Source organism: Mesorhizobium sp. M0991, assembly GCF_040318915.1.
In the GTDB taxonomy this organism is placed as follows: Bacteria; Pseudomonadota; Alphaproteobacteria; order Rhizobiales; family Rhizobiaceae; genus Mesorhizobium.
In genome coordinates, this window is record NZ_JAMYNE010000001.1 from 379,311 (window position 1) to 402,581 (window position 23,271).

Below are 23,271 nucleotides of genomic sequence, written 5' to 3' on the forward strand. Positions count from 1 at the left end.
GACGCAAATATCGTTTGTATACTAATAAATTCCGGACACAAGAGCTTACCGCTTCGGAGTGTGCAAACGGCACGCTGGAACCTGACCGGTTCGGGCGCGCAGGTGAAGATTTGGCGCGGGCGCTGAGCTGGCCCAGAAGGTTAGGTTTGATGAACACCACATCCGCGTTCAACACTACCGGCGCCCGGCCGTTGCAGTTCCCGATACCGGCCAATGTCTATGCCGAAACCGTGGTCTCGGTGAAGCACTATACCGACCGGCTGTTTTCGTTCCGCATCACCCGGCCGCAATCACTGCGCTTCCGCTCCGGTGAGTTCGTCATGATCGGCCTGCCCAATGCCGAGAAGCCGGTGTTCCGTGCCTATTCGATCGCCAGCCCCGCCTGGGACGACGAACTCGAATTCTTCTCGATCAAGGTGCCGGACGGCCCGCTGACCTCGGAGCTGCAGAAAATCCAGATCGGCGACACCGTCATCATGCGGCAGAAGTCGACCGGCACGCTGGTGGTCGACGCGCTGATCCCGGCCAAGCGCCTGTTCATGATCTCGACCGGCACCGGCATTGCGCCCTTCGCCAGCCTGCTGCGCGATCCCGATACCTATGAGAAGTTCGAGCAGGTTATCCTGACCCATACATGCCGCGACAATGCCGAGCTCACCTATGGCCAGGAGCTGGTGGCCGCACTGGAGAACGATCCGCTGATCGGCGAGCTGACCGGCGGCCGGGTCACGCTCTACAATTCAACGACGCGCGAGACCTCCGAGCGCATGGGCCGCATCACCGCACTGATCGGCTCGGGCAAATTCTACACCGATCTCGGCATCGACAAGCTCAATCCCGAGACCGACCGCATCATGATCTGCGGCTCGATGCATATGCTGAAGGACGTCAAGGAGCTGGCTGAAAGCCACGGCTTCCAGGAAGGCTCGCTGCATCATCCGGCAAGCTTCGTCGTCGAGCGCGCCTTCGTCGGCTGAGACGCGGCAGTTCAGCGTCCACTGGTTTGCGATCCTGATTTTGATCATACGGTCAAAAATCGGCTGCCTTGACTGCCTTTTTCCGCTATGACCGCTTGAAGGACTCGTGAAGCGCTGCTTCACGGTCTATCTTCGGCATAAGTCGCTGAAAACAAGGGGCAGGAGATGAGCAGCACAATCCGCGAAACCGATCTCGGCACGTCCAAGATCACGCCGCTGCCGGCGCGGCCCGCCGCCAATGCGCCTATGCCGCAGGCCCATGGCATTGCCCGCAATCCCGGCATGAGGCTCGATCTTGGCTTCATGGAATCGGTGCGCAGCGTCAACCGCTCGGCGCTGGAACGCCGCGTCGCCAGCCTGACCAAAAGACGCTCGATCAAGGCAGATAACCAGGCCGCCTGGCTGCTGCGCGCTGTCGCCTGCATGGACCTGACGACGCTGAACTCGAACGACACGGAAGAGCGCGTGCGCCGGCTCTGTGCCAAGGCGGTCAACCCGTTCCGCCGAGACATTGCCGAGGGGCTCGGCATTACCGGTGAAAAGATCCGCCCGGCGGCGGTCTGCGTCTATCACCCCTTCGTCGCCACTGCCGTCGAGGCGCTGCGCGGCAGCGGCGTCCATGTCGCCGCCGTTTCCACGGCTTTCCCACATGGCCTTGCACCGCTTTCGACACGTCTGCAGGAGATCGAAGCATCGGTCCGCGACGGCGCCGACGAGATCGACGTCGTCATTCCGCGCGGCCTGGTATTCGGGGCGAAATGGCAAGAGCTCTATAACGAGATCGTCTCGATGCGTGCCGCTTGCGGCGAGGCGCATCTGAAGGTGATCCTCGGCACCGGCGACCTCGCCACGCTGCGCAACGTCATGCTCGCCTCGATGGTGGCGATGATGGCGGGTGCAGATTTCATCAAGACCTCGACCGGCAAGGAAAGCGTCAACGCGACGCTGCCGGTCGGCCTTGCCATGGTGCGCGCCATCCGCGCCTATTTCGAGGAAACCGGCTATCTCATCGGCTTCAAGCCGGCCGGCGGCATTTCCACCGCCAAGGCATCGCTCGACTGGCTGGTGCTGATGAAGGAAGAGCTTGGCCGACCGTGGCTGGAGCCGGAGCTGTTCCGCTTCGGAGCATCGAGCCTTTTGACCGATATCGAGCGCCAGCTTGAGCATCATCTGACCGGCCACTACTCGGCCAATCATCGCCACGCGATGGCGTGATTCGGAGCGCTTCATGAACATTCTCGAACGCTATCACGCCATGGATTACGGCCCGGCGCCGGAAGCCCGCAACGAGGCCGATGCCTGGCTGGCGACCCGTGATTTCTCGAAAGCCCTGTTCATCAGCGGCGACTGGAAGGCAGCTGCAAATGGCAAGACCTTCGACACCAGCGATCCGTCCTCGGGAAAGCTGCTGGCCAAGGTGTCGGACGCTGGTGCCGCCGATATCGACGCGGCGGTTTCGGCCGCCACAAAAGCGCTGCCGAAATGGAGCGCCAGCACCGGCTACAGCCGAGCCAAAGTGCTCTATGCCATCGGCCGCGCCATGCAGCGTCACCAGCGGCTGTTCGCAGTGCTGGAATCGATCGACAACGGCAAGCCGATCCGCGAAAGCCGCGACATCGATGTGCCGCTCGCCATCCGCCATTTCATCCATCATGCCGGCTGGGCGCAGGCGCTGGACAAGGATTTTCCAGGCCACAGGGGCGTCGGCGTCGTCGGCCAGATCATCCCGTGGAACTTCCCCCTCTTGATGCTGGCCTGGAAGATCGCGCCGGCGCTCGCCGCGGGCTGCACCGTGGTGCTCAAACCCGCGGAATTCACGCCGCTCACCGCGATCCTCTTTGCCGAGATCTGTGAACGCGCCGGCGTGCCGAAAGGCGTCGTCAACGTCGTCCAGGGCGGGCCGGCAGCAGGCGCGGCCATCGTCAACCATCCCGGCATCCAGAAGATCGCCTTCACCGGTTCGTCCGAGGTCGGCAAGATCATCCGCAAAGCCACTGCCGGCTCGGGCAAGAAACTTTCGCTGGAGCTTGGCGGCAAGTCGGCCTTCGTCGTTTTCGAGGATGCCGATCTCGACAGCGCCGTCGAAGGGCTGGTCGACGGCATCTGGTTCAACCAGGGCCAGGTGTGCTGTGCCGGCTCGCGCCTTCTGGTGCAGGAAGGCATCGCCGACGCCTTCATCGCCAAGGTCAAGACGCGGATGAGCCGGCTGCGCGTCGGCAGCCCGCTCGACAAGAACACCGATATCGGCCCGCTGGTCGATTTGACCCAGCTCGATCGCGTCAAGGGCCTGATCGCCGAAGGCGCCAAGCAGGGCGCGATCTGCTGGCAGCCGGACTCGGCACTGCCCGCCTCGGGCTATTACCATCTGCCAACGCTGGCGACAGGTGTTTCGCCGGCTAACATTCTGGCACAGGAAGAGGTGTTCGGGCCGGTGCTCGCCACCATGACCTTCCGCAACACCGAGGAAGCGATCGACCTCGCCAACAACACACGCTATGGCCTGGCCGCTTCGGTGTGGAGCGAGAACATCAATCTTGCCCTGCACGTCGCACCGCAATTGAAGGCCGGCGTCGTCTGGGTCAACGGCACCAATATGTTCGACGCCTCCTGCGGTTTCGGCGGCTATCGCGAGAGCGGCTTCGGCCGCGAAGGCGGGCGCGAGGGCATGTTCGAATATCTCTCGGCAAAACTGCCGCTTGGCCCGGTCATCAAACCGGCAACGTCTTCGGCTCAACCTATCGAGCGCCCGGAGGGCGATGCCATCGACCGCACGGCAAAGCTGTTCATCGGCGGCAAGCAGGTCCGGCCGGACGGCAATTATTCCATTGCCGTCGCCAGCGCCAAGGGCAAGCTTGCGGGCGAGGTCGGTCTCGGCAACCGCAAGGACATCCGCGACGCCGTCGGGGCCGCGCGTGCCTGCAAGGCCTGGCCGGAGGCGACCGCCTACAACCGCAGCCAGGTGCTCTACTACCTGGCCGAAAACCTTTCCGGCCGCGCCGACGAGTTTGCCGCCCGTTTGACCCATCTCACCGGCGCGACCGCCAAGGCGGCGCGCGAAGAGGTCGAACTGTCGATCGAGCGCCTGTTCCTCTATGCCGGCTTGGCCGACAAGTTCGAGGGCCGCGTCCACCAGCCGCCGGCCCGCGCCGTCACACTGGCGCTGCACGAACCGGTCGGCGTCGTCGGTATCGTCGCGTCGGACAACGCACCTTTGCTTGGCCTGATCTCGCTGGTGGCGCCTGTGCTCGCCATGGGCAACACCGTGGTCGCGGTACCATCCGAAAGATACCCGCTGCTTGCCACCGACCTCTACCAGGTCATCGAATATTCCGACGTTCCAGCGGGCGCCATCAATATCGTCACAGGCCGCAGCGCCGAACTCGCCGGCGTCCTGGCCAAGCATGACGATGTCGACGGGCTCTGGGTGTTCGCCGATTCCGAGACCTGCGCCAAGGCCGAGGCCGAGTCCATCGGCAATCTCAAGCGCGTCTGGACCGGCAATGGCCACAGCCTCGACTGGGCGTCGGGCGAAGCAGCCGGCAATGCCGTGCTGCGTCGGGCGATCGAGGTCAAGAACGTCTGGGTGCCCTACGGCGACTGAGTGTCCCGGAGGGACGTCCGGGCTTGACGGGTCAAAAGATGTTCTTTACCGAGAAAAAACATTTGGCTGGCAGGCGGATATCGAAACAGGCGGGATGGTAGTGCCCGCCTGGCACATTGCGCCCCGGCCTTGTGCCGGTAAAAAGCCGAACGATCACAGACGGGCGAGGAGAAAAGCATGGCGGATCTGACAGGCAAAATCGTTGTCGTCACGGCGGCGGCGCAAGGCATCGGCCGGGCGAGCGCGCTGGCTTTCGCCAAGGCAGGCGCCGTCGTCCATGCCACCGACATTAACGAGGTTGTGCTCGCCGACCTCGGCAAGACCCCCAGCATCAAGACCCGCAAGCTCGACGTGCTGAACGACGAGGCGGTGAACGCCGCTTTTGCCGAGATCGGCGCCGTCGACGTGCTGTTCAATTGCGCCGGCTTCGTCCATTCCGGCTCGATCCTCGAGATGAAGGACGGCGATCTCGACTTTGCCTATGACCTCAATGTCCGCTCGATGATCCGCACCATCCGCGCCGTGCTGCCCGGCATGCTGGAGCGCGGCGACGGCTCGATCATCAACATGGCATCGCTGGCCAGTTCGACCAAGGGTGTGCCGAACCGCTTCGTCTATGGCCTGACCAAGGCAGCCGTCATCGGCCTGACCAAGTCGGTCGCCGCCGACTACGTCGGCAAGGGCATACGCTGCAATGCGATCTGTCCGGGCACGGTCGAAAGCCCGTCGCTGCAGGACCGCATGCATGCGCAGGGCGACTACGACACAGCCCGCGCCGCCTTCATCGCCCGCCAGCCGATGGGCCGCCTCGGCACGCCCGAGGAAATCGCCGACTTCGCCGTCTATCTCGCCGGTGCCACCTATACGTCGGGGCAGGCTTACAATATCGACGGTGGCTGGTCGATCTAAGAGGCCATTTGAAAACCCTACTCCGCCGGGCGCCTGACGCGGCTTTCTGCGCTTCCGGTGCTCACGTACTTTAAGTACGCTCCGCTCCGGTTCTCGAAACCCACGCCATTCGCCGCAGCGGAGCGAGTTTGCAAACGGCCTCTGGTCGCAACTGGGAGAAAACTGTATGAAACTGCTGCGCTATGGCGAGGCGGGGAGCGAACGCCCCGGCCTGCTCGATGCCGATGGAACGATCCGCGACCTCTCCGCCCATGTCACCGACATTGCCGGCAAGGCGCTTGACCCGGCATCGCTTGAGACATTGTCGAAGCTCGACGTGAAATCGCTGCCGGTGGTTTCCGGCAAGCCGCGGATCGGCGCCTGCGTCGCCGGCACCGGCAAATTCATCTGCATCGGCCTCAACTATTCCGATCACGCTGCCGAAACCGGCGCCACCGTGCCGCCGGAGCCGATCATCTTCATGAAGGCAAGCTCGGCCATTGTCGGGCCGAACGACGACGTGCTGATCCCGCGCGGCTCGGTCAAGACCGACTGGGAAGTTGAGCTCGGCGTGGTCATCGGCAGAAAAGCGAAATATGTCACCGAGGCCGAGGCGCTGGACTATGTCGCCGGCTACTGCGTCGCGCATGACGTCTCCGAGCGCGCCTTCCAGGCCGAGCGGCAGGGCCAGTGGACCAAGGGCAAGAGCTGCGACACGTTCGGGCCGATCGGTCCGTGGCTGGTGACCAAGGACGAGGTCAAGGACCCGCAGAACATCCCGATGTGGCTGACGGTCAACGGCAAGACCATGCAGAACGGCTCGACCAAGACCATGGTCTTCGGCGTCGCTTATCTCGTCTCCTATCTCAGCCAGTTCATGTCGCTGCATCCCGGCGACATCATCTCGACCGGCACGCCGCCCGGCGTCGGCCTCGGCATGAAGCCGCCGGTGTTCCTGAAGCCAGGCGACGTCGTCGAGCTCGGTATTGAAGGGCTTGGTATACAGAAGCAGACGTTCAAGGCGGATTTGTAGGCGTTTCACTTTGGCAAGTTTGCGCCGCCCCTCATCTGCCTGCCGGCATCTTCTCCCCGTATAGTGACGGGGAGAAGGACGAAGCTCCAGCGCTGACGCCCCCCTCTCCCCGTCTCTATACGGGGAGAGGGTAAGGGTGAGGGGCAGCGCCAACCTTTGCCGCGAAGCTACTTCAGCACCTTCCCATCGGCTCCAAACCGGTATGTCTTCGCCGGATCCGGCGTCGCATAGAGCGTGGCACCAGGCTCAGCGTTATAGACGCCAAAAATGCGCACGGTGATCAGGCCGGCCATCTCGCAGTCGAGATAGAGGTTGGTGTCGGCGCCGAGATGCTCGGCATGGACGACCGTGCCTTTCCAGGCGCCGGATTTGGGATCGACCGTCAAATGTTCGGGACGGACGCCGATGGTCTTTGCCGTTTCGCCAAGCCTGGCACCGTCGACGAAATTCATCTTCGGTGAGCCGATGAACCCAGCGACGAATTCATTTGCCGGCGAATTGTAAAGCTCCATCGGTCCGCCGATCTGCTCGATCTTGCCTGCGTTGAGCACAACGATCTTGTCGGCCAGTGTCATCGCCTCGACCTGGTCGTGGGTGACATAGATCATCGTTGCCTTCAGCCGGCGATGCAATTGCGCAATCTCCAGCCTGGTGTTGACGCGCAGCGCGGCATCGAGGTTCGACAACGGCTCGTCGAACAGAAAAAGCTTTGGTTCGCGCACCACGGCACGGCCGATGGCGACGCGCTGGCGCTGGCCGCCGGACAATTCGGCCGGCCGCCTCTCGAGATAGGGCTCCAGCGACAGCATCGACGAAGCGATGCCGATGCGGCGGTCGATCTCGGCCGCCGGCGTGCCTGCCTGCTTGAGGCCGAGGCCCATATTGTTCTTCACCGTCAGATGCGGGTAGAGCGCGTAGGTCTGGAACACCATGGCGATGCCGCGCTTGGCCGGCGGCGTTGCGGAGACGTCCGCACCGTCGATCACCACGCGGCCTGAGGTCGAGTCCTCCAGCCCGGCAATAACCCTGAGCAGCGTCGACTTCCCACAGCCGGATGGACCGACGAAGACGACGAACTCGCCATCCGTCACTTCGAGGTTGATGCCCTTCAGCACCTCGACCGGCCCGAAGGCCTTTTTCACGTTCTCGATGTTCAGCGAGCCCACGGCTTAGTCCCTGTTCTAGAGTTTCACGGCGAGGCCGCTGCGCACGCTCTCGTCTGCGGCCAGGCAGACGGCGAGCGACTTCACCGCGTCGTCCATGTGGCGGGTCAAGTCCAGATCCTCGCGGACCGCCTTCAGCACAAACGCCTGTTCCAGGTCGCAGAGGTCCTGATGGCCGGGCTCGCCTTGCATCGACAGCATCTCATCCGGTTTGGCGAATTTGCCGTCCGCTCCGGTTGCCGCACTGTGCAGGCGGATGGTCGAGGTCTTGGTGTGGGTGTCGATGTCGTCGGACCTGACGCCCTCTTTCATAACGATCGACACGCAACCATTGGGCGAGATCACGTCTTTCACGAAGAAAGCCGTCTCCGAAATCATCGGCCCCCAGCCGGCCTCATACCAGCCGACCGAGCCATCGTCGAACAGCACCTGCAGATGCCCGTAATTGTACATTGAGGGCGCAATCTCGTCGCTCAGCCGCAGCCCCATGCCGCGCACCTCGACCGGCCTGGCATCGGTGATCTGCAGCATCACGTCGAGATAATGCACCCCGCAATCGACTATCGGCGACGTCGTCTGCATCAGCTGCTTGTGCGTCTCCCAGGTGTGGCCGGAGGATTGCTGGTTGAGATTCATGCGGAACACGTAAGGGCCGCCGAGCTTCCGCGCCTCGGCGATCAGCCTGATCCAGGACGGGTGATGGCGCAGGATATAGCCGATCACCAGTTTCTTGCCGTTGGCCTTGGCTGCGGCGACGACGCGCTCTGCATCCGCGACCGTCGTTGCCAGCGGCTTTTCGACGAAGACGTGGCAGCCGGCCTCGAATGCCTTGACCGCATAATCGGCATGGCTGTCGGAATAGGTGGCGATGCAGGCGACGTCAGGCCGTTCGTCACGCAGCGCCTCGTCGAAGGAGCGCCGGATGGCGTAGGTCGAAAGCCCTTCCGGCAGCTGCACATCGGAGCGGTTGACCAGTGCGGCGATCTGGAATCCCGGATTGGTGTGATAGGCCAGCGCATGGCTGCGCCCCATATTGCCGAGCCCGGCGACGACAACGCGAAGAGGTTTTTGCGAACTCACTTGACGGCTCCGGACGTAATGCCGCGGATCAATTGCCGCGAGAAGATGACGTAGAGGATCAGCACCGGCATGATCGCCAGCGACAGCGCCGCGAGAATGGCGTTCCAGTTGGTGACGAACTGGCCGAGGAACAGTTGCGCGCCGAGCGTCACCGTCTTGGTCTCCTCCGACGGCGCCAGGATCAGCGGGAACCACAGATCGTTCCAGATCGGGATCATGGTGAAGACGGCGACCGTCGCCATCGATGGCCGCACCAGCGGCAGCACCAGCCGGAAAAAGATCGTGTATTCGGACAGGCCATCGATCCTGCCCGCATTCTTCAGATCGTCGGAGACCTGCTTCATGAATTCCGACAGGATGAAGACGGCAAGCGGCAGGCCCTGCGCCGTGTAGACCAGGATCAGCGCCGTCAGCGTGTTGACCAGTCCGCTGGCCACCATCAACTGCAGGATGGCGACGGTGCCGAGGCGGATCGGGATCATGATGCCGAGCGCCAGGTAAAGCCCCATCAGCGAATTGCCGCGAAAGCGGTATTCGGACAGCGCGAAAGCCGCCATGGCGCCGAACAGAAGCACGAAGAACAGCGAGGCGACGGTGACGACAAGGCTGTTCTGGAAATAGTGGATGAAGTCGCCCTGACCGATCACCGTGGTGTAGCCGATCAGGTCGAAGGTCCCTGGCGTCGGCGGCGTCAGCGGCGCGCCAAAGATCCCGGCACGCGATTTGAACGAATTCATGATCACGAGGATCACCGGAAACAGCGCGATCGCGGTGTAGGTCAGAAGGATCGCGTGGGCGCCGATGGTGCGGGGCAGCGAACGGGTTGCGGTGCTCATGATCGCGCTCCCTAAAACTGGTAGCGACGCAAGCGTGTCTGCACGAGGAACAGATAGACGCAGACGCCGCCGAGGATGATCAGGAACATCATCGTGGCGATCGCAGCTCCCATATTGGGGTCGCCAACCTGCAGCTGGAAGCCAAAGAAGGCGCGGTAGAGGAAGGTGCCGAGAATATCCGTTGAATAGTTCGGCCCGGCCAACGCGCCTTGCGCGGTGTAGATCAGGTCGAAAGCGTTGAAATTGCCGACGAAGGTCAGGATCGAGATGATGCCGATCGACGGCAGGATCAGCGGCAGCTTGATCTTCCAGAACTGCGCCATCCCGGTGATCCCATCGCATTCGGCGGCCTCGATCACCTCTTCGGGGATGGACAGCAGTGCCGCGTAGATCAGCATCATCGGGATGCCGACGAACTGCCACACCGAGATCAGGCTGAGCGCGGTCAGCGCATATTGCGCCTTGCCGAGCCAGGGCGTGAACAGGCTTTTCAGGCCGACAAGGTCCATCATATGCGGTGCCACGCCCCATAGCGGCGACAGGATCAGCTTCCAGGCAAAGCCGACGATGACGAAAGACAGAATCGTCGGCACGAAGATCGCCGTGCGGTAGAAGGCGGAAAACCGCAGCCTGGGGCTGGACAGAAGTGCCGCCAAAAGGACGCCGATCGGGTTCTGCACCAGCATGTGGATGATGAAGAACCAGACATTGTTCCGCAGCGCGTTCCAGAAATTGACCGACCAGTTGGGATCGCCGAACAGCATGCGGAAATTTTCCAGTCCGACGAACACCTGCGACTGATTGATGTTGCGGAACAAGGAAAGCTGCAGCGTGCCGGCCAGCGGCAGGATCATGATCGCCGTATAGACCAGCAACGCCGGCGCCAGGAAAACGCCGATATGCCAGCGGAACGGTCTTTTCGGTACTGCGGCCATGCGTTCGGTCCCCGCCGATCAGGTCTTGCTATTGCCGTCAAAGGGCACGGCGCCTCCCTCCCCCTCGAGGGGAGGGTGCTTCGCGAAGCGAGGCGGGTGGGGTCGGCAGAGGCAGCGCGCCATCGTCGTTCGACCGCGCTTTCCAACAACGATCAAGCCGCGGCCTGCCTCGACCGACCCCCTCTGTCGCCTTCAGCGACATCTCCCCCTCGAGGGGGGAGACAACGCTTCGCCGCGCCTTACTTCGCCGGCTTGTACCAGCTGTCGAGGCCGTCCTGCAGCTTCTTGGCGGCAGCCTCCGGCGTGTCGGTGCCGTTGATGACGTTGGCCGATTCAACCCACGTTTCGTTTTCGAGGTTCGGCGTGCCGCGCGACAGGATCTGGTAGGTCGAGCGGATCGTCGACTTGCACTTGCCGCGCCAGGAGACGAATTCCTGGGCCAGCGGGTCTTCCATCTTCACGGGGGTGTTGTTCAGGCTGAAGAAGCCCGGCAGCGCGTTGGCGTAGATGGTGGCGAAGTCCGGCGAGGCCACCCAGGACAGGAAGGTCTTGGCCGCATCCGCGTTCTTCGAGGCCGCATTGAGGCCCATGCCGATGTCGGTGTGGTCGGAGATGTAGCAGGTGTCGCCGGCCTTCTGTACCGGCGGCGGGAACGCGCCCATCTTGAACTGTGCCTGCGTGTTGAACAGGCCGATTTCCCACGAACCGGCCGGGTAGATGGCGGCGCGGCCGAGCGTGAACAGGTTCTGGCTGTCCGGATAGGTCTGCGCCTCGAAGCCGTCGCCGAGATAGTCCTTCCACTTGGCCAGTTCCTTGTAGGGCTCGACCCACTGCGGATCGGTCAGCTTCTGCTCGCCCTTGATCAGTGCCAGGCGGCCTTCCTCGCCCTTCCAGTAGTTCGGGCCGATGTTCTGGTAGCCCATGGTCGCCGCTTCCCAGAGATCCTTGGTGCCCATCGCCATCGGGATGTAGGTGCCGTCGGCCTTGATCTTGTCGAGCGCGGCGTAGAACTCCTCATTGGTCGTCGGCACCTTGATGCCGAGCTTGTCAAAGGCGTCCTTGTTGTAGATGAAGCCATGGATGACCGAGGCCATCGGCACGCAGAAGCTCGACTTGCCGTCGTCGGTCTGCCAGGCCGCCTTGGCAACATCGGAGAAGTTCTCCATGCCGGGCAGGGTCGAGATATCGGCGAGGTTGCCCTTCTTGAAGAGTTCCAGCGACTTGTCGAACGGGCGGCAGGTGATCAGGTCGCCGGCCGAGCCGGCGGCGAGCTTGGCGCCGAGGGCGGCGTCATACTCGGTTGGCGCCGACGGCGCGAACACCACCTTGATGCCCGGGTTCTTGGCTTCGAAGGCCGGGATCAGCTTGTCCTTCCAGATGGCAAGGTCGTCGCCGCGCCAGCTTTCGATGTTGAGCGTTACGTCGTCGGCATAAGCCACCCCGGCGGAGCCGAGAATGCTGGTGCCGAGAAGAAGTGCCGTCAGTAGCTTCGTTGTCATGCTCAGTCTCCCTGTTGACCTTTTTCAGGTTCGGTTTTGATGAGAACAGAGGCATTGCGCCCCTTGCTCCCCTCGATCGCGGAAAGGGCTGGCCGCAGCTTGTGGCCGGTCCCTTCCAATATCTTCTCGGCCGCATCGGCGCTGGCGGCGCCGGCGGCGAGCAGAATGGCGGTCTTGACGACGCCGCCGCTCCTTTCGAGCAGGCGCGCCGCCTCGTTCTTGTCGCGCCCGCTGATGGCGGCGACGATGCGAGCGGCGCGGTCGCGCAGCTTGATGTTGTCGGCCATGAGGTTGACCATGTAGCCGTCATGGACATGGCCGAGATGGATCGCGGCCAGCGTCGACAGCATGTTGAGCGCGATCTTCTGGGCGGTGCCGGCGCCCATGCGCGTCGAGCCGGCAATCAGCTCCGGCGGCGTTTCGAGCAGGATTGCGATGTCGGCCAGCCGCAGCAGCGGCGCATCCCGGTTGTTGGCGATGGCAATGGTCGCCGCGCCGCGGCGCCTGGCGTCCTCGATCGCCCTGACAGCATAAGGTGTCGAGCCACTGGCCGAGACGGCGATCAGGCAGTCGCCCTTGCCGATGCGGGCGGCAGCAACCGCTGCCGAAGCTTCCTCAGTGTCGTCCTCCGGCCCGCCGGCCAGTGTCTTGAAGGCCTCGTCGCCGCCGGCGATCAGGATGGCGATGCGATCGCGCTGGATGCCGAACGTGCCCGGCAACTCCAGCGCATCGGCCAGTGCCATCAGGCCCGAACTGCCGGCAGCCGCATAGGCGAGCTTGCCGCCGCTTTTCAGTCTGCTTGCGATGATTTCGGCTGCCGCGGCAATGGCAGGAATGGCGCCGTGCACGGCCTTGGCGGCCTCGATCTGTGCGTTGGCCAAACAGGAAAGGACGGCTTCCGGGGCCTGGATATCCAGTCCCTCGGCATTGTGGTGAAGCGCTTCGGTGCGCGTTTCGGCCATCCGCTTTCCTCCAATCGAGAAAACCATACCAAAAAAATACCACTTGTCCACACGCATTAATGAAATCGTTGCGCCGGCGCAGGCCTACGGACCAAATTGGCTTATTTTCTAGGTAGGTAGGGCTTAGCTTTTTTGAAACGGAAATTAACCCTTGGCTATTGGTATTTTATTGGTATTATCCGCCCGGAGGAGAAATCGCGTGAAATTCGTGCTCGGCATCGATGGCGGCGGCACCAGCTGCAGGGCGGCCCTTGCAACGGCCGACGGCATCGTCCTCGGCCGCGCCAAAAGCGGCGCCGCCAACATCCGAACCGATCTCACCGGCGCCAGGACAAACATCGTCGACGCAGCGCAGCAGGCCTTTGTCGCCGCGGGCAGAGATCCCGCACTGATCCCGCAAACTCCGGCCGTTCTCGGCCTTGCCGGCGCCAATGTCGGCACCTACAGGCAGCAGCTTGAAGCGATCCTGCCGTTCCGCATCAGCCGTGTCGAAACCGACGCGGAGATCGCGCTGGAAGGCGCGGTCGGCTCCGGCGACGGCGCCATGGCCATCCTCGGCACCGGCACCGCCTATATGGCACGCAAACAAGGCAAGTCGCGCGCCATCGGCGGCTGGGGTTTCCAGGTCGGCGACCAGGGCAGCGGCGCCCGCATCGGCCGCGACCTGCTCGAGCAAACGCTGCTCGCCTATGACGGCATCCGCCAGGGATCACCGCTGACAGAGGCCATGCTCGCCATCTTCCGCAACAATCCCGAGGATGTGGTCGAATTCACCACCAATGCCAAGCCCGGAGACTTCGGCGGCTTCGCGCCCAAGGTGTTCGAACATGCCGAAAAAGGCGACGTCGTCGCTATCTGGATCCTCGACAAGGCGGTCGCCGATGTCGAGGCAGCACTTGGCGTGCTCGACCTCGGTGACGACGATCCGCTCTGCCTGCTGGGCGGCCTGGCGCCGCTTTATGCGCCGCGCCTGTCGGCCCGCTACCGGGCGCTGCTGAACCCGCCGCTCGACGACGCGCTGGGCGGCGCGGTTCAGATGGCGGTTCGGATTTTCGCAAACACGGCGGAGGCAGCGCGATGAGCGAGGCGGCCGACCAGATATTCGCGGCGCTGAGACAATCGTCGCAGAGTGGCGCGCCACTCTATCTGCAGCTGAGGAAGAGCATCGAGGACGCCGTCAAACGCGGACTGATCGGACCGGGCGATGCGCTGCCTTCCGAGCGCGACATCGCCAGCAAGGCCGACATTTCGCGCGTCACCGTCCGCAAGGCGGTGCAGGACCTGGTCAAGGGCGGCATCCTCGTCCAGCGCCATGGTTCCGGCACCTTCGTTGCGCCGCGCATGGAGCGTGTCGAGCAGTCGCTGTCGATGCTGACCTCGTTTACCGAGGACATGGCGCGGCGCGGCATGGCGGTGCGTTCGGCCTGGCTCGACCGCGGCCTCTATCCGCCGTCGCCCGACGAGATGATGGTGCTCGGCCTGGCGTCGAACGAATTGGTGGCGCGCGTCGCGCGCCTTCGCATCGCCAACGACACGCCGCTGGCGATCGAGCGCGCCTCGCTATCGACAAGCGTGCTGCCCAATCCGGCGGCGATCGGTTCGTCGCTCTACGCGGCGCTGGAAAAGACCGGCAACAGGCCGGTTCGGGCGGTGCAGCGCATTTCCGCCACCAATCTCGGCGAAGGCGACGCACATCTGCTGGAAGTGCCGCCGGGCATTGCCGGCCTGCATATCGAGCGTATCTCCTATCTGGCGAGCGGCAAGGTGATCGAGTTCACCCGCTCCATCTACAGAGGCGACGCCTATGATTTTGTCGCCGAACTCCGGCTGAGCGGGCCGGGCGAAGAGGGCCGGCCATGACCGCAACAACGACCCATATGCGGCGCGAGATCGAGGAGATCCCGGAGGCCACCGCCCGCCTGCTCGACGGCTCGGCCGCGGTGCTGACGGAAGCCGGACGCGGCATTCGCGAGCGCGATCCGAATTTCATCGTCACAGTGGCGCGCGGCTCGTCCGATCATGCCGCGACCTTCATGAAATATGCCGTGGAGCTGACCGCCGGGCTGGCGGTCGCATCGGTCGGCCCGTCGATCGCCTCGATCTATGGCGCCAAGCTGAAGCTGGGCGGCTCGGCCTGCCTGGCTATCTCGCAATCCGGCAAGAGCCCGGACATAGTTGCCATGGCGCAAGCGGCGCGGGCCGGCGGTTCGCTTACCGTCGCCATCACCAACACCGCCGATTCGCCGCTGGCGCGCGCCTGCGACTACGCGATCGACATCCTGGCCGGACCGGAGCGCAGCGTCGCGGCGACGAAGACTTTCGTCAATTCGGCCGTCGCCGGGCTCGCCTTGATGGCGCATTGCACCGGCGACGACAAACTCCTGGCAGCACTCGCCAGCTTGCCGGAGCATTTTCGCAAGGCGATCGCCTGCGACTGGATGGCGCTGGCAGGGGCACTCGAGACGCAAAAATCGCTGTTCATCCTTGGCCGTGGCCCGTCGGCGGCGATCGCCAACGAGGCGGCGCTGAAATTCAAGGAAACCTGCGCCATGCATGCGGAAGCCTATAGTGCCGCCGAGGTCATGCACGGCCCGCTGGCGCTGGTCGGTCCCGGCTTCCCGGTGCTGGCTCTGGCTGCTCGCGATGCGTCCGAGCCGTCGGTGGCCGATGCCGCCGACAGCCTGGCCGGCAAGGGCGCTGCCGTCTTCGTGACGTCGGACAAGGCAAAGAGCGCTCAGCGCCTGCCGCATGTCGCCACCGGTCATCCGCTGACCGATCCACTGACGCTGATCGTGTCGTTCTATGGTTTCGTCGAGGCCTTTGCCCGCCATCGCGGCCTCGACCCTGACACGCCGCCCAATCTGCGCAAGGTGACGGAAACCCTATGACCGATCGCTTTGCCCTGACTGGCGCCCGGATATTCGATGGCGACGACTGGCACGACAATGCGGCGCTTGTCGTGCGCGACGGCCTCGTTGAGGCCATCGTTGCCGCCGGGGCCGTTCCACCCGGTGTTGCGCGTATCGAGACCGGCGGCGGCATGCTGGCGCCTGGCTTCGTCGATCTGCAGGTCAATGGCGGCGGCGGCGTCATGCTCAACGACCATCCCGACGTCGCCTCGATCGAGACCATCTGCCGGGCGCACGCGCCCTTCGGCACGGCGGCGCTGTTGCCGACGCTGATCACCGACACGTCCGAGATCACCGCCGCGGCGGTTGCGGCCGGAGCCGAGGCGGCACGGAGGAAGGTGCCGGGGTTCCTGGGCCTGCATCTCGAAGGGCCGCATCTGTCGATCGCCCGCAAGGGCGCGCATGACCCGGCGTTGATCCGGCCGATGCTAGACCCCGACCAGGCGATGCTGATCGCCGCACGGAAAAACCTGCCGGTACTGCTGACGACGGTGGCGCCCGAATCCGTCGAGCCCGGCCAGGTGTCGGCACTTAGCAAGGCCGGTATTGTCGTCAGCATCGGCCATTCCGATACCGGCTATGCCACGGCTCGCGCCTTTGCCGAGGCCGGCGCAACGGTGGTCACCCATCTGTTCAACGCAATGAGCCAGATCGGCAATCGCGAGCCGGGGCTGGCGGGCGCGGCAATCGATACAGCCACATTCCATGCCGGCATCATCGCCGACGGCATCCATGTCGATCCGGCCACCATGGCCATCGCCTTGCGCGCCAAGCAGGGGCCGGGCAAGATCCTGCTCGTCACCGACGCCATGGCGACGATCGGCACAGACATGACCTCGTTTACGCTGAACGGCCGCACCATCCACCGCAAGGATGGCAGGCTGACGCTTGCCGACGGCACGCTGGCGGGCGCGGATCTCGACATGATTTCCGCGGTGCGCTTCGTGCACCGCGTCGTCGGCCTCAGCCTCGACGAAGCCTTGCGCATGGCCTCGCTCTATCCGGCGCAAGCGATCGGCCAGTCGCACCGGCTCGGGCGCTTCGCCAAGGGAACTGCTGCCAACATCGTTTCGCTGTCGGACGATCTGGACATTAAAAGCGTCTGGATCGACGGTGCCAGGGTTTTTGCAGCCAACGCCATCCCTCCGGCTTAGCCGGCTTTGGACGTATAGAGGTCCTTGTAGGTTTCGCGCAGCAGGTTCTTCTGCACCTTGCCCATTGTGTTGCGCGGCAGTTCGTCCACGAAGATCACCCGTTTCGGATGCTTGTACCTGGCGAGGCGCCCGGCGATGGCCTCGACGATCCCTGCGGCGCTGATGGCCGAGCCCGGCGTCCTCACCACGATAGCGGTGACGCCTTCGCCGAAATCCGGATGGGCAACGCCGATGACAGCGCTTTCGGCGACGCCAGCCAGCGCGTCGATCTCGCTCTCGACTTCCTTTGGATAGATATTGTAGCCGCCGGAAATGATCAGGTCCTTGCCGCGGCCGACGATGTGGACATAGCCGTCGGGATCGATCAGCCCGAGATCGCCGGTGATGAAGAAACCGTCGTCACGGAATTCGGCCCTGGTCTTTTCCGGCATATGCCAGTAGCCGCAAAAGACGTTCGGGCCCTTGACCTCGATCATGCCGACCTCGCCCCGGGCAAGTGTTTCGCCGCCATCGGGATCGGCGATGCGCAGGGAAACGCCGGGCAGGGGAAACCCGACCGTGCCGGCACGCCGCTCGCCATCATAAGGGTTCGACGTGTTCATGTTGGTCTCGGTCATGCCGTAGCGCTCGAGGATGGCGTGGCCGGTGCGCTCTCGCCAGGCTCTGTGCGTCTCGGCCAAAAGCGGCGCCGAGCCGGAAATGAACAGGCGGATGTTTTTCGCCGCTTGCCGGTTCAAACCGTCCTGCTGCAGCAGGCGGACGTAGAATGTCGGCACGCCCATCAGGGCGGTGGCGCGCGGCAGCAGCGAGACGATGCGGGCCGGGTCGAATTTGGTTACGAACAGCATCGAGGCGCCGGCCATCAGGACGACATTGGTGGCGACGAAAAGGCCATGTGTGTGGAAAACCGGCAGCGCGTGAACCAGCACGTCTGCGGCAGTGAAGCGCCAGAGGTCGACCAGCACCCGCGCATTCGAGGCAAGGTTCTCGTGGCTGAGCATGGCGCCTTTCGAACGGCCGGTGGTGCCGGACGTGTAGAGGATTGCGGCAAGGTCGTCCGGTCCGCGCGCCACATCGTGGAAGTCCACGGCCGCCTCAGAGGCGCGGTCGGTCAACGAACCCTCACCCTTGCTGCCGAGTGTCGCGACCGCAGCGCCCGAGGCCTGCGCCAAAGCGCCGATCTCGGTCACTCGCGCCGGGTCGCAGACGACCAGTCGCGGCTCGGCATCCCTGAAGAAATAGTCGAGCTCGGTCAGCGTATAGGCGGTGTTGAGCGGCAGGAAGATCGCCCCGGCACGCAGGCAGGCGAGATAAAGGAAAATGGCCTCGGGGCTCTTCTCGACCTGAACGGCGACGCGGTCGCCGGCTTCGACGCCTAGCTGCGACAGCGCATGTGCCAGTTGAGCGGAGCGCGCCAGCATTTCGCCATAGCTGATCGAGCGCCCGTCCTCTGCCTCCATCAAAAGGCGTCCGGGCGCGGGCATCCGGGCACGGAAAGCATCGAACAGATGGTTGCTCATAAGTCCCCCGAGCAGCTGTCTCCGGCCGGACGGCGGCGGTCAGCCGGCCGCCTTGTCCGCCGCCGCCCTGATTGCCTCGATGTTTGCCCGGTAGGCCTCGACGCTGCCGCCCTTGAAGATGGCCGCGCCGGCGACCAGCACGCTGGCGCCGGCCGCGGTGACCAAGGGCGCAGTTTCAGGCGAAATGCCGCCGTCGATCTCGATCCGGATCGGCCTGTCACCGATCAGCGCCTTCACCCGCTTCACCTTGTCGACGATCGCTGGAATGAAGGCTTGGCCGCCGAAGCCTGGATTGACCGTCATGATCAGGACCAGATCAAGCCGGTCGAGCACGTATTCGATCATCGTCTCCGGTGTCGCCGGGTTGAGCGACACGCCGGCCTTCTTGCCAAGGTTTTTGATCGTCTGCAGCGAACGGTCGAGATGCGGCCCGGCTTCGGCGTGCACCGTGATGCCGTCGCAGCCGGCCTCGGCGAAGGCGGCCAGATAGGGATCGGCCGGGGCGATCATCAGATGGCAGTCGAAGAAAGCCTTGGTGCGGTTGCGGATCGCCTTGATCACCGGCGGCCCGAAGGTGATGTTGGGGACGAAATGCCCGTCCATGACGTCAAGGTGAATCCAGTCGGCGCCCGCGGCCGCCACGGCCTCGACCTCGTCGCCGAGCTTCGAGAAATCGGACGCCAGCACCGATGGCGCGATCAGGGTTTTTTTGCTCATGATGCGGCCTTCTCGAACGCCCCGGTTTATGCCCTATGTCTGCATCGACTGCCTAGACCATGAGTCCGGAAAGTGGAAGCTGGTTTGTCCTTCCGCCGACGCAGCGGCTTCAGGTTTGCGCTGCCTTCTCATCTGCCGCCGAAGAAAACCCCGCCGGATCGCTCCGGCGGGTTTTGGGTGACGCGAACCATCACCGTTTGAAGTTCCGCGCGCGATCCTATTGCTCGAGCTGCGGCTTGCGCCTTGGCACGACCTGCTGAAGAACCTTTGGATTCAGCAGCAGGGTCGGTTTGCGGATCGGCTGGCACTGGCCATTGATCGGCCGCGCGCCCGGTGCGCATTCCAGCCGTGGTTTGCGGCAGGCGCCGTCGCGCAGCTCTGTCCCACGCGGGCAGACGCAGACGCCGCGCTTGTTGTGGATCTGGCCTGGTATCGGGCACTCCACCACAACAGGCTTCTTGCGCCTGCAGGCATTGCCTTGCACTTCCGTGCCCCTCGGGCAGACGCAATCGCCGTCGGCGTCGTGGATCTGGCCACGGATGGTGCACTGCTCGGGCTTTGGCCGGATTGGCCGGCAGGCATTGGCTCTGACTTCCGTACCCCGCGGGCAGACGCAATCGCCAGCGGCGTCGTGGATCTGGCCACGGATGGTGCACTGCTCGGGCCTTGGCTGGATTGGCCGGCAGGCATTGCCTCTGACTTCGGTGCCCCGCGGGCAGACACAATCACCAACAGCGTCGTGGATCTGGCCACGAATGGTGCACTGCTCGGGTTCCGGCTGGATCGGCCTGCAGGCATTGCCTCTGACTTCGGTGCCCCGCGGGCAGACGCAATCGCCGGCAGCGTCGTGGATCTGGCCACGGATCGTGCACTGCTCGGGCTTCGGCTCTTTCCCCACGCAAGCGCCGTTCTCCAGCTCGGTTCCGCGCGGACAGACGCAACGTCCGTCTTCGGTGCGGATCTGGCCTTTGAGCAGAACGCAAGGTCTTGGCTTCGGCACGATGACCGTGCCGCCGCCGGACGAGCATTGGCCGTTACGGAAGGTCGTGCCTGGCGGGCAGACGCAGTTGCCGGCGTCGTTCATGACGAAGCCTTGCGAGCATTCCTTCTTCACCTCATTCCTGATGGTGAAGGGATGGCAGGCATAGGCTTTGCCGCGATCACCCTGCACGTTGGCCGCACCGCGGGACAACACGTCGCCACCGCCTTGCACCGGCGTGTTCGGAGACAGCACGCCGACGCAGTTCTGGCCGTTGACGGTGCCCTGCAGATTGGCCAGACGGCCATCGTCGGGAATGATCACGGTCACATTGTGCACGTGGCTTTCCCCGGCGCCGATCGTCAAATTGGCGACGCAGGACAGAGGCAAGGTTGCCGGCTCCGGCGAGCAGCCGAAGGGCGGATCGATCGAGGTGATCGCAACGCCTTCCAGCCGGCCGAGGCCTTCGACGCCGATGGCATCGCCGATGCGAACCGGACCGGAGAAGGCGCTCGTCCCATCGTTCGTGATGGTGATCTCGAACGAGCAGGGCTGGCCGGGCTTGCACTCGGCGTCGCCGGTCTTCTCGACGCGGATGGTCGAGGCGCCGCCCTTGGCGCAGGCCTGGCCGATCGGATAGACGATGTCGTCTCCCGGAGCCGGGCCGTAGGAGCCGCGTGCGCAGTTCTCGAATTCGCCATTCGTGGCAACCGTCACGTCGAAATGGCGACTGGTTCCGGGCGTCATAACGGCGCCGGGAATCTGGCAGGACAGTGTGTTGGCCGGAACCGGTCCGCAAGCCCATTCCGCGCCGTCTGGGGTGACGGTCTGGATCTGGACCGGCGCTCCGCCGGTTATCAGCGTCGCGGCATCGTTGACCCGCACCGGACCGGTCGGGGCAGCGGCGCCGAGGCTGATGACGGTGATGCGGCAGGAAACGATCGCAGCACCGGCCAGCGAGCCATTGCACACCTTGGTGATGCGCAGGGCCGGCTCGCCGCCATTGGGATGACGGATGCGTTCCTTGGCGCAGGCTCTGTTGTTGGTGATGTCGTTCTCACCGGGAATAGCCTTCACCTCGGCGCAGTTCTCGACGGTATCGGGCCGGTAGTTGGCCGGCATCACCGCCCTGACGAAGATCGGCGTCGAGGCGCCAGGCAACAGCACGATGCCGGCATTGTCGCAACGGAACTTGCCGGGACCGTTCGGCCCGCAGATCCATGGCGGCGTCGGGCCGAAGGTCGAGGATGCCGGCGCGCCGCCCGGATAGGTGTCGACGACCGTCAGCGGCCCGTTATAGGGGACGCTGCCATTGTTGATGATGTCGATCACGAAGGTGCAGACGCCATCGGCCGAACAGAATTCGGTTCGGGCGCGCTTCTTCAGGATCAGATCGAACTTCTTCTCCACCGGCGGCCGGCAGTCACGGTCACGATCGCCACGCCGGCAGATTGGGATCGAAGCACAGCCGCGATCGTTTTGCTGGCTGCCGAAAAGCAGCTTGCCGCTGGCGCCATAATTGTAGGTGGCGCAGTTGCGCAAGACGCTGCCTCGCCAGCCTGCGGCCGGCTTGAAGCCGAGCTTGAGGTCGACAGAGGCACCCGGACTGAGCGTGGTCACCGGATGGGTGCATGTCATCGGGGTGATTCCAGGCGCGCAGATCCAAGGCGGGTTCGGCCCTGAATCGAGGGTGGAGCTGGCCGGCAGGGTGACTTCGTCGAGCACGATCTTGCCGTGGTAGGGTGCATCGCCGACATTGGTGACCCTGATGGTGAAGTCGCAGCCGCCGCCCATCGTGCAACGTTGCACGTCGGCGCGCTTTTCGACTTTCAGATCCGGTTCCTTGTCCTTCGGCGGGCAGCGCTGATCACGCGGGATGACGATGTCGATGGTCTGCGTGCAGCACAGGCCCCAGCCCTCCTTCGGGCCGGCATAGGTTTCGATACCGGTGACGATGAGGTGGATGACTTCGCCAGGTGAAGCGCCGACGATCTTCCAATTGAGCACACCGCCGCCCGCCGGCACCAATTGCGTGTCGGGAATGATGGTGATGCCGGGTGTCGTCGTCGAAAGCTGCACCCATTTGCCAGCCATCTCTGGACCGACCGGCATGTGGTAGATGAAGGCGCCGCCGCCAGGCACGCAATCGACCGTGCCGCGCTCCACCTTGAAGCATTCCTTGCCGGGAGGTGGCGGTGGCGGATTACACTTGATGACGTCGATCCTGATTGAGGTCTTTTCGCCGGTCAGGAAATTACCGTCGTCCGGCTTGCCCGGATCCTGCGACGGGATTTCGACGCCAGCACCGCGTTCGCGGCTCACCTTGACTACGCCCTGGTTGTGAACGATCGTCGGTGACGGAAACGCCGAATGGTCGATCTTGGCGATGATCTGGAACGTAATGACGCGCTCGTTCCCAGCGCCGATGCCGTCGAGATCGCTGGCGGAAAGCCGGAAATCGGACACCGTCGCGGTATCGTCCGGGCCAGCCGAACTGCTGATCGTAGCGCCGGGCAGCGGTCCGCCGGACGCATCGGTGCCGTCGCCGGTCACATGCACGCCCACAATGCGCAGGCCGTGCGGGAGCTGGTCCCTGAAATCGAGCCGGACCTTTTTCAGCATGGCCGCGAGGCCGGGGCTGGCAAAACCCTGCGGATTGCCGCGCAAGCCAAAGCTCAGCGAATATACGACATAGTCGCAGCCTCTCTGGGTGCCTTTCTTGGTGAAGAAGGGCACGATCCGGCCCGGCTCCGGATTGACGATGCGAGGATTGTCGAAATCGAGCTTGGTATCTGGAATGACAGTGCCCGTATCGGCAGGCTTGGTCTTGGCCGGAGCAAGGTCTTCAGCGAAGCCTTGCAGCGGACTCAGCATGGCGACCGCGATACCGGCCGCCATCAGCCAGCGCGCGCCGCGCCTGGCGAGTGACAGGGGTTTCATGATGGTCTCCATGACAAATGATTGTTTGCCGGTTGATTGGCTGCTCGCCGCAGGCGGGAAAAGTGCAAGATTGCTCAT

General features: G+C 64.0%; 18 protein-coding genes. 9 read left to right on the top strand and 9 right to left on the bottom strand.

The features are described from left to right. The first annotated feature begins 149 nt into the window (after positions 1 to 149). The 5 genes from NKH70_RS01915 (at position 150) to NKH70_RS01935 (ending at position 6,499) form a co-directional block, all read left to right on the top strand. The gene (locus NKH70_RS01915) at positions 150 to 977 is read left to right on the top strand and encodes a ferredoxin--NADP reductase (RefSeq protein ID WP_352912084.1); all 828 of its coding nucleotides are present in this window, start codon (positions 150 to 152) and stop codon (positions 975 to 977) included. A gap of 165 nt (positions 978 to 1,142) precedes the next feature. After that, a complete protein-coding gene (gene deoC / locus NKH70_RS01920) occupies positions 1,143 to 2,192 on the top strand; it encodes a deoxyribose-phosphate aldolase (RefSeq protein WP_352912086.1) in 1,050 nt (349 codons plus the stop codon). A 13-nt stretch (positions 2,193 to 2,205) separates the two neighbouring features. Further along, positions 2,206 to 4,578 carry an aldehyde dehydrogenase family protein gene (locus tag NKH70_RS01925; RefSeq protein WP_352912088.1) on the top strand — a complete coding sequence of 791 codons (2,373 nt, stop codon included), beginning with the start codon at positions 2,206 to 2,208 and terminating at the stop codon, positions 4,576 to 4,578. A gap of 177 nt (positions 4,579 to 4,755) precedes the next feature. Further along, positions 4,756 to 5,487: an SDR family oxidoreductase gene (locus NKH70_RS01930; protein ID WP_352912090.1), complete on the top strand. Its 732-nt coding sequence runs from the start codon at positions 4,756 to 4,758 to the stop codon at positions 5,485 to 5,487. 166 nt (positions 5,488 to 5,653) lie between these two features. After that, the gene (locus NKH70_RS01935) at positions 5,654 to 6,499 is read left to right on the top strand and encodes a fumarylacetoacetate hydrolase family protein (protein WP_352716188.1); all 846 of its coding nucleotides are present in this window, start codon (positions 5,654 to 5,656) and stop codon (positions 6,497 to 6,499) included. Between the two features lie 167 nt (positions 6,500 to 6,666). Here the strand turns inward: NKH70_RS01935 and NKH70_RS01940 are convergent, their stop codons facing one another. The 6 genes from NKH70_RS01940 to NKH70_RS01965 form a co-directional block, all read right to left on the bottom strand. Further along, complete coding sequence (locus NKH70_RS01940; protein WP_352716186.1) at positions 6,667 to 7,665, bottom strand: ABC transporter ATP-binding protein; 999 nt, start codon at positions 7,663 to 7,665, stop codon at positions 6,667 to 6,669. Between the two features lie 15 nt (positions 7,666 to 7,680). After that, positions 7,681 to 8,742: a Gfo/Idh/MocA family protein gene (locus NKH70_RS01945; protein WP_352912093.1), complete on the bottom strand. Its 1,062-nt coding sequence runs from the start codon at positions 8,740 to 8,742 to the stop codon at positions 7,681 to 7,683. After that, entirely contained in the window at positions 8,739 to 9,578 is an 840-nt protein-coding gene (locus NKH70_RS01950) for a carbohydrate ABC transporter permease (protein WP_023718923.1), read from the bottom strand. The genes NKH70_RS01945 and NKH70_RS01950 overlap by 4 nt, the downstream gene beginning before the upstream one ends. An 11-nt stretch (positions 9,579 to 9,589) precedes the next feature. Then, positions 9,590 to 10,513: a carbohydrate ABC transporter permease gene (locus tag NKH70_RS01955; RefSeq protein WP_352716179.1), complete on the bottom strand. Its 924-nt coding sequence runs from the start codon at positions 10,511 to 10,513 to the stop codon at positions 9,590 to 9,592. A 239-nt stretch (positions 10,514 to 10,752) separates the two neighbouring features. Further along, on the bottom strand, positions 10,753 to 12,012 hold the full coding sequence (locus NKH70_RS01960; RefSeq protein WP_352716177.1) for an ABC transporter substrate-binding protein: 1,260 nt from the start codon (positions 12,010 to 12,012) through the stop codon (positions 10,753 to 10,755). 2 nt (positions 12,013 to 12,014) lie between these two features. Then, a complete protein-coding gene (locus tag NKH70_RS01965; RefSeq protein ID WP_352716175.1) occupies positions 12,015 to 12,974 on the bottom strand; it encodes an N-acetylmuramic acid 6-phosphate etherase in 960 nt (319 codons plus the stop codon). A gap of 199 nt (positions 12,975 to 13,173) precedes the next feature. On the opposite strand from NKH70_RS01965, the gene NKH70_RS01970 reads away from it, so the two are divergent. The 4 genes from NKH70_RS01970 to nagA are packed head-to-tail and all read left to right on the top strand — an operon-like array spanning position 13,174 to position 17,037. Beyond that, the gene (locus NKH70_RS01970) at positions 13,174 to 14,055 is read left to right on the top strand and encodes a glucosamine kinase nucleotide-binding domain-containing protein (RefSeq protein ID WP_352912095.1); all 882 of its coding nucleotides are present in this window, start codon (positions 13,174 to 13,176) and stop codon (positions 14,053 to 14,055) included. Next, positions 14,052 to 14,834 carry a GntR family transcriptional regulator gene (locus tag NKH70_RS01975; RefSeq protein WP_352912097.1) on the top strand — a complete coding sequence of 261 codons (783 nt, stop codon included), beginning with the start codon at positions 14,052 to 14,054 and terminating at the stop codon, positions 14,832 to 14,834. The genes NKH70_RS01970 and NKH70_RS01975 overlap by 4 nt, the downstream gene beginning before the upstream one ends. After that, positions 14,831 to 15,862, top strand: a complete 1,032-nt coding sequence (locus tag NKH70_RS01980) for an SIS domain-containing protein (protein WP_352912099.1) — start codon at positions 14,831 to 14,833, stop codon at positions 15,860 to 15,862. The genes NKH70_RS01975 and NKH70_RS01980 overlap by 4 nt, the downstream gene beginning before the upstream one ends. Continuing rightward, positions 15,859 to 17,037 carry an N-acetylglucosamine-6-phosphate deacetylase gene (nagA, locus tag NKH70_RS01985; protein ID WP_352979114.1) on the top strand — a complete coding sequence of 393 codons (1,179 nt, stop codon included), beginning with the start codon at positions 15,859 to 15,861 and terminating at the stop codon, positions 17,035 to 17,037. Before NKH70_RS01980 ends, nagA begins: the two co-directional genes overlap by 4 nt. Here the strand turns inward: nagA and NKH70_RS01990 are convergent. The 3 genes from NKH70_RS01990 to NKH70_RS02000 form a co-directional block, all read right to left on the bottom strand. Further along, positions 17,034 to 18,557 carry a malonate--CoA ligase gene (locus NKH70_RS01990; protein WP_352979116.1) on the bottom strand — a complete coding sequence of 508 codons (1,524 nt, stop codon included), beginning with the start codon at positions 18,555 to 18,557 and terminating at the stop codon, positions 17,034 to 17,036. The genes nagA and NKH70_RS01990 overlap by 4 nt on opposite strands. Positions 18,558 to 18,596: 39 nt before the next feature. Then, positions 18,597 to 19,274 (bottom strand): ribulose-phosphate 3-epimerase, encoded by a 678-nt coding sequence (gene rpe, locus NKH70_RS01995; RefSeq protein ID WP_352912103.1) that lies wholly within the window; start codon positions 19,272 to 19,274, stop codon positions 18,597 to 18,599. 217 nt (positions 19,275 to 19,491) lie between these two features. After that, positions 19,492 to 23,271 (bottom strand): DUF7929 domain-containing protein, encoded by a 3,780-nt coding sequence (locus NKH70_RS02000; protein WP_353024782.1) that lies wholly within the window; start codon positions 23,269 to 23,271, stop codon positions 19,492 to 19,494.

Excerpts from the sequence above, each read along its gene's own strand:
- NKH70_RS01915 (WP_352912084.1), top strand. The coding sequence starts at position 150 with ATGAACACCACATCCGCGTTCAACACTACCGGCGCCCGGCCGTTGCAG.
- deoC (WP_352912086.1), top strand. The coding sequence starts at position 1,143 with ATGAGCAGCACAATCCGCGAAACCGATCTCGGCACGTCCAAGATCACG.
- NKH70_RS01925 (WP_352912088.1), top strand. The coding sequence starts at position 2,206 with ATGAACATTCTCGAACGCTATCACGCCATGGATTACGGCCCGGCGCCG.
- NKH70_RS01930 (WP_352912090.1), top strand. The coding sequence starts at position 4,756 with ATGGCGGATCTGACAGGCAAAATCGTTGTCGTCACGGCGGCGGCGCAA.
- NKH70_RS01935 (WP_352716188.1), top strand. The coding sequence starts at position 5,654 with ATGAAACTGCTGCGCTATGGCGAGGCGGGGAGCGAACGCCCCGGCCTG.
- NKH70_RS01950 (WP_023718923.1), bottom strand. The coding sequence starts at position 9,578 with ATGAGCACCGCAACCCGTTCGCTGCCCCGCACCATCGGCGCCCACGCG.
- NKH70_RS01955 (WP_352716179.1), bottom strand. The coding sequence starts at position 10,513 with ATGGCCGCAGTACCGAAAAGACCGTTCCGCTGGCATATCGGCGTTTTC.
- NKH70_RS01960 (WP_352716177.1), bottom strand. The coding sequence starts at position 12,012 with ATGACAACGAAGCTACTGACGGCACTTCTTCTCGGCACCAGCATTCTC.
- NKH70_RS01965 (WP_352716175.1), bottom strand. The coding sequence starts at position 12,974 with ATGGCCGAAACGCGCACCGAAGCGCTTCACCACAATGCCGAGGGACTG.
- NKH70_RS01975 (WP_352912097.1), top strand. The coding sequence starts at position 14,052 with ATGAGCGAGGCGGCCGACCAGATATTCGCGGCGCTGAGACAATCGTCG.
- NKH70_RS01980 (WP_352912099.1), top strand. The coding sequence starts at position 14,831 with ATGACCGCAACAACGACCCATATGCGGCGCGAGATCGAGGAGATCCCG.
- nagA (WP_352979114.1), top strand. The coding sequence starts at position 15,859 with ATGACCGATCGCTTTGCCCTGACTGGCGCCCGGATATTCGATGGCGAC.
- NKH70_RS01990 (WP_352979116.1), bottom strand. The coding sequence starts at position 18,557 with ATGAGCAACCATCTGTTCGATGCTTTCCGTGCCCGGATGCCCGCGCCC.
- rpe (WP_352912103.1), bottom strand. The coding sequence starts at position 19,274 with ATGAGCAAAAAAACCCTGATCGCGCCATCGGTGCTGGCGTCCGATTTC.
- NKH70_RS02000 (WP_353024782.1), bottom strand. The coding sequence starts at position 23,271 with ATGAGCAATCTTGCACTTTTCCCGCCTGCGGCGAGCAGCCAATCAACC.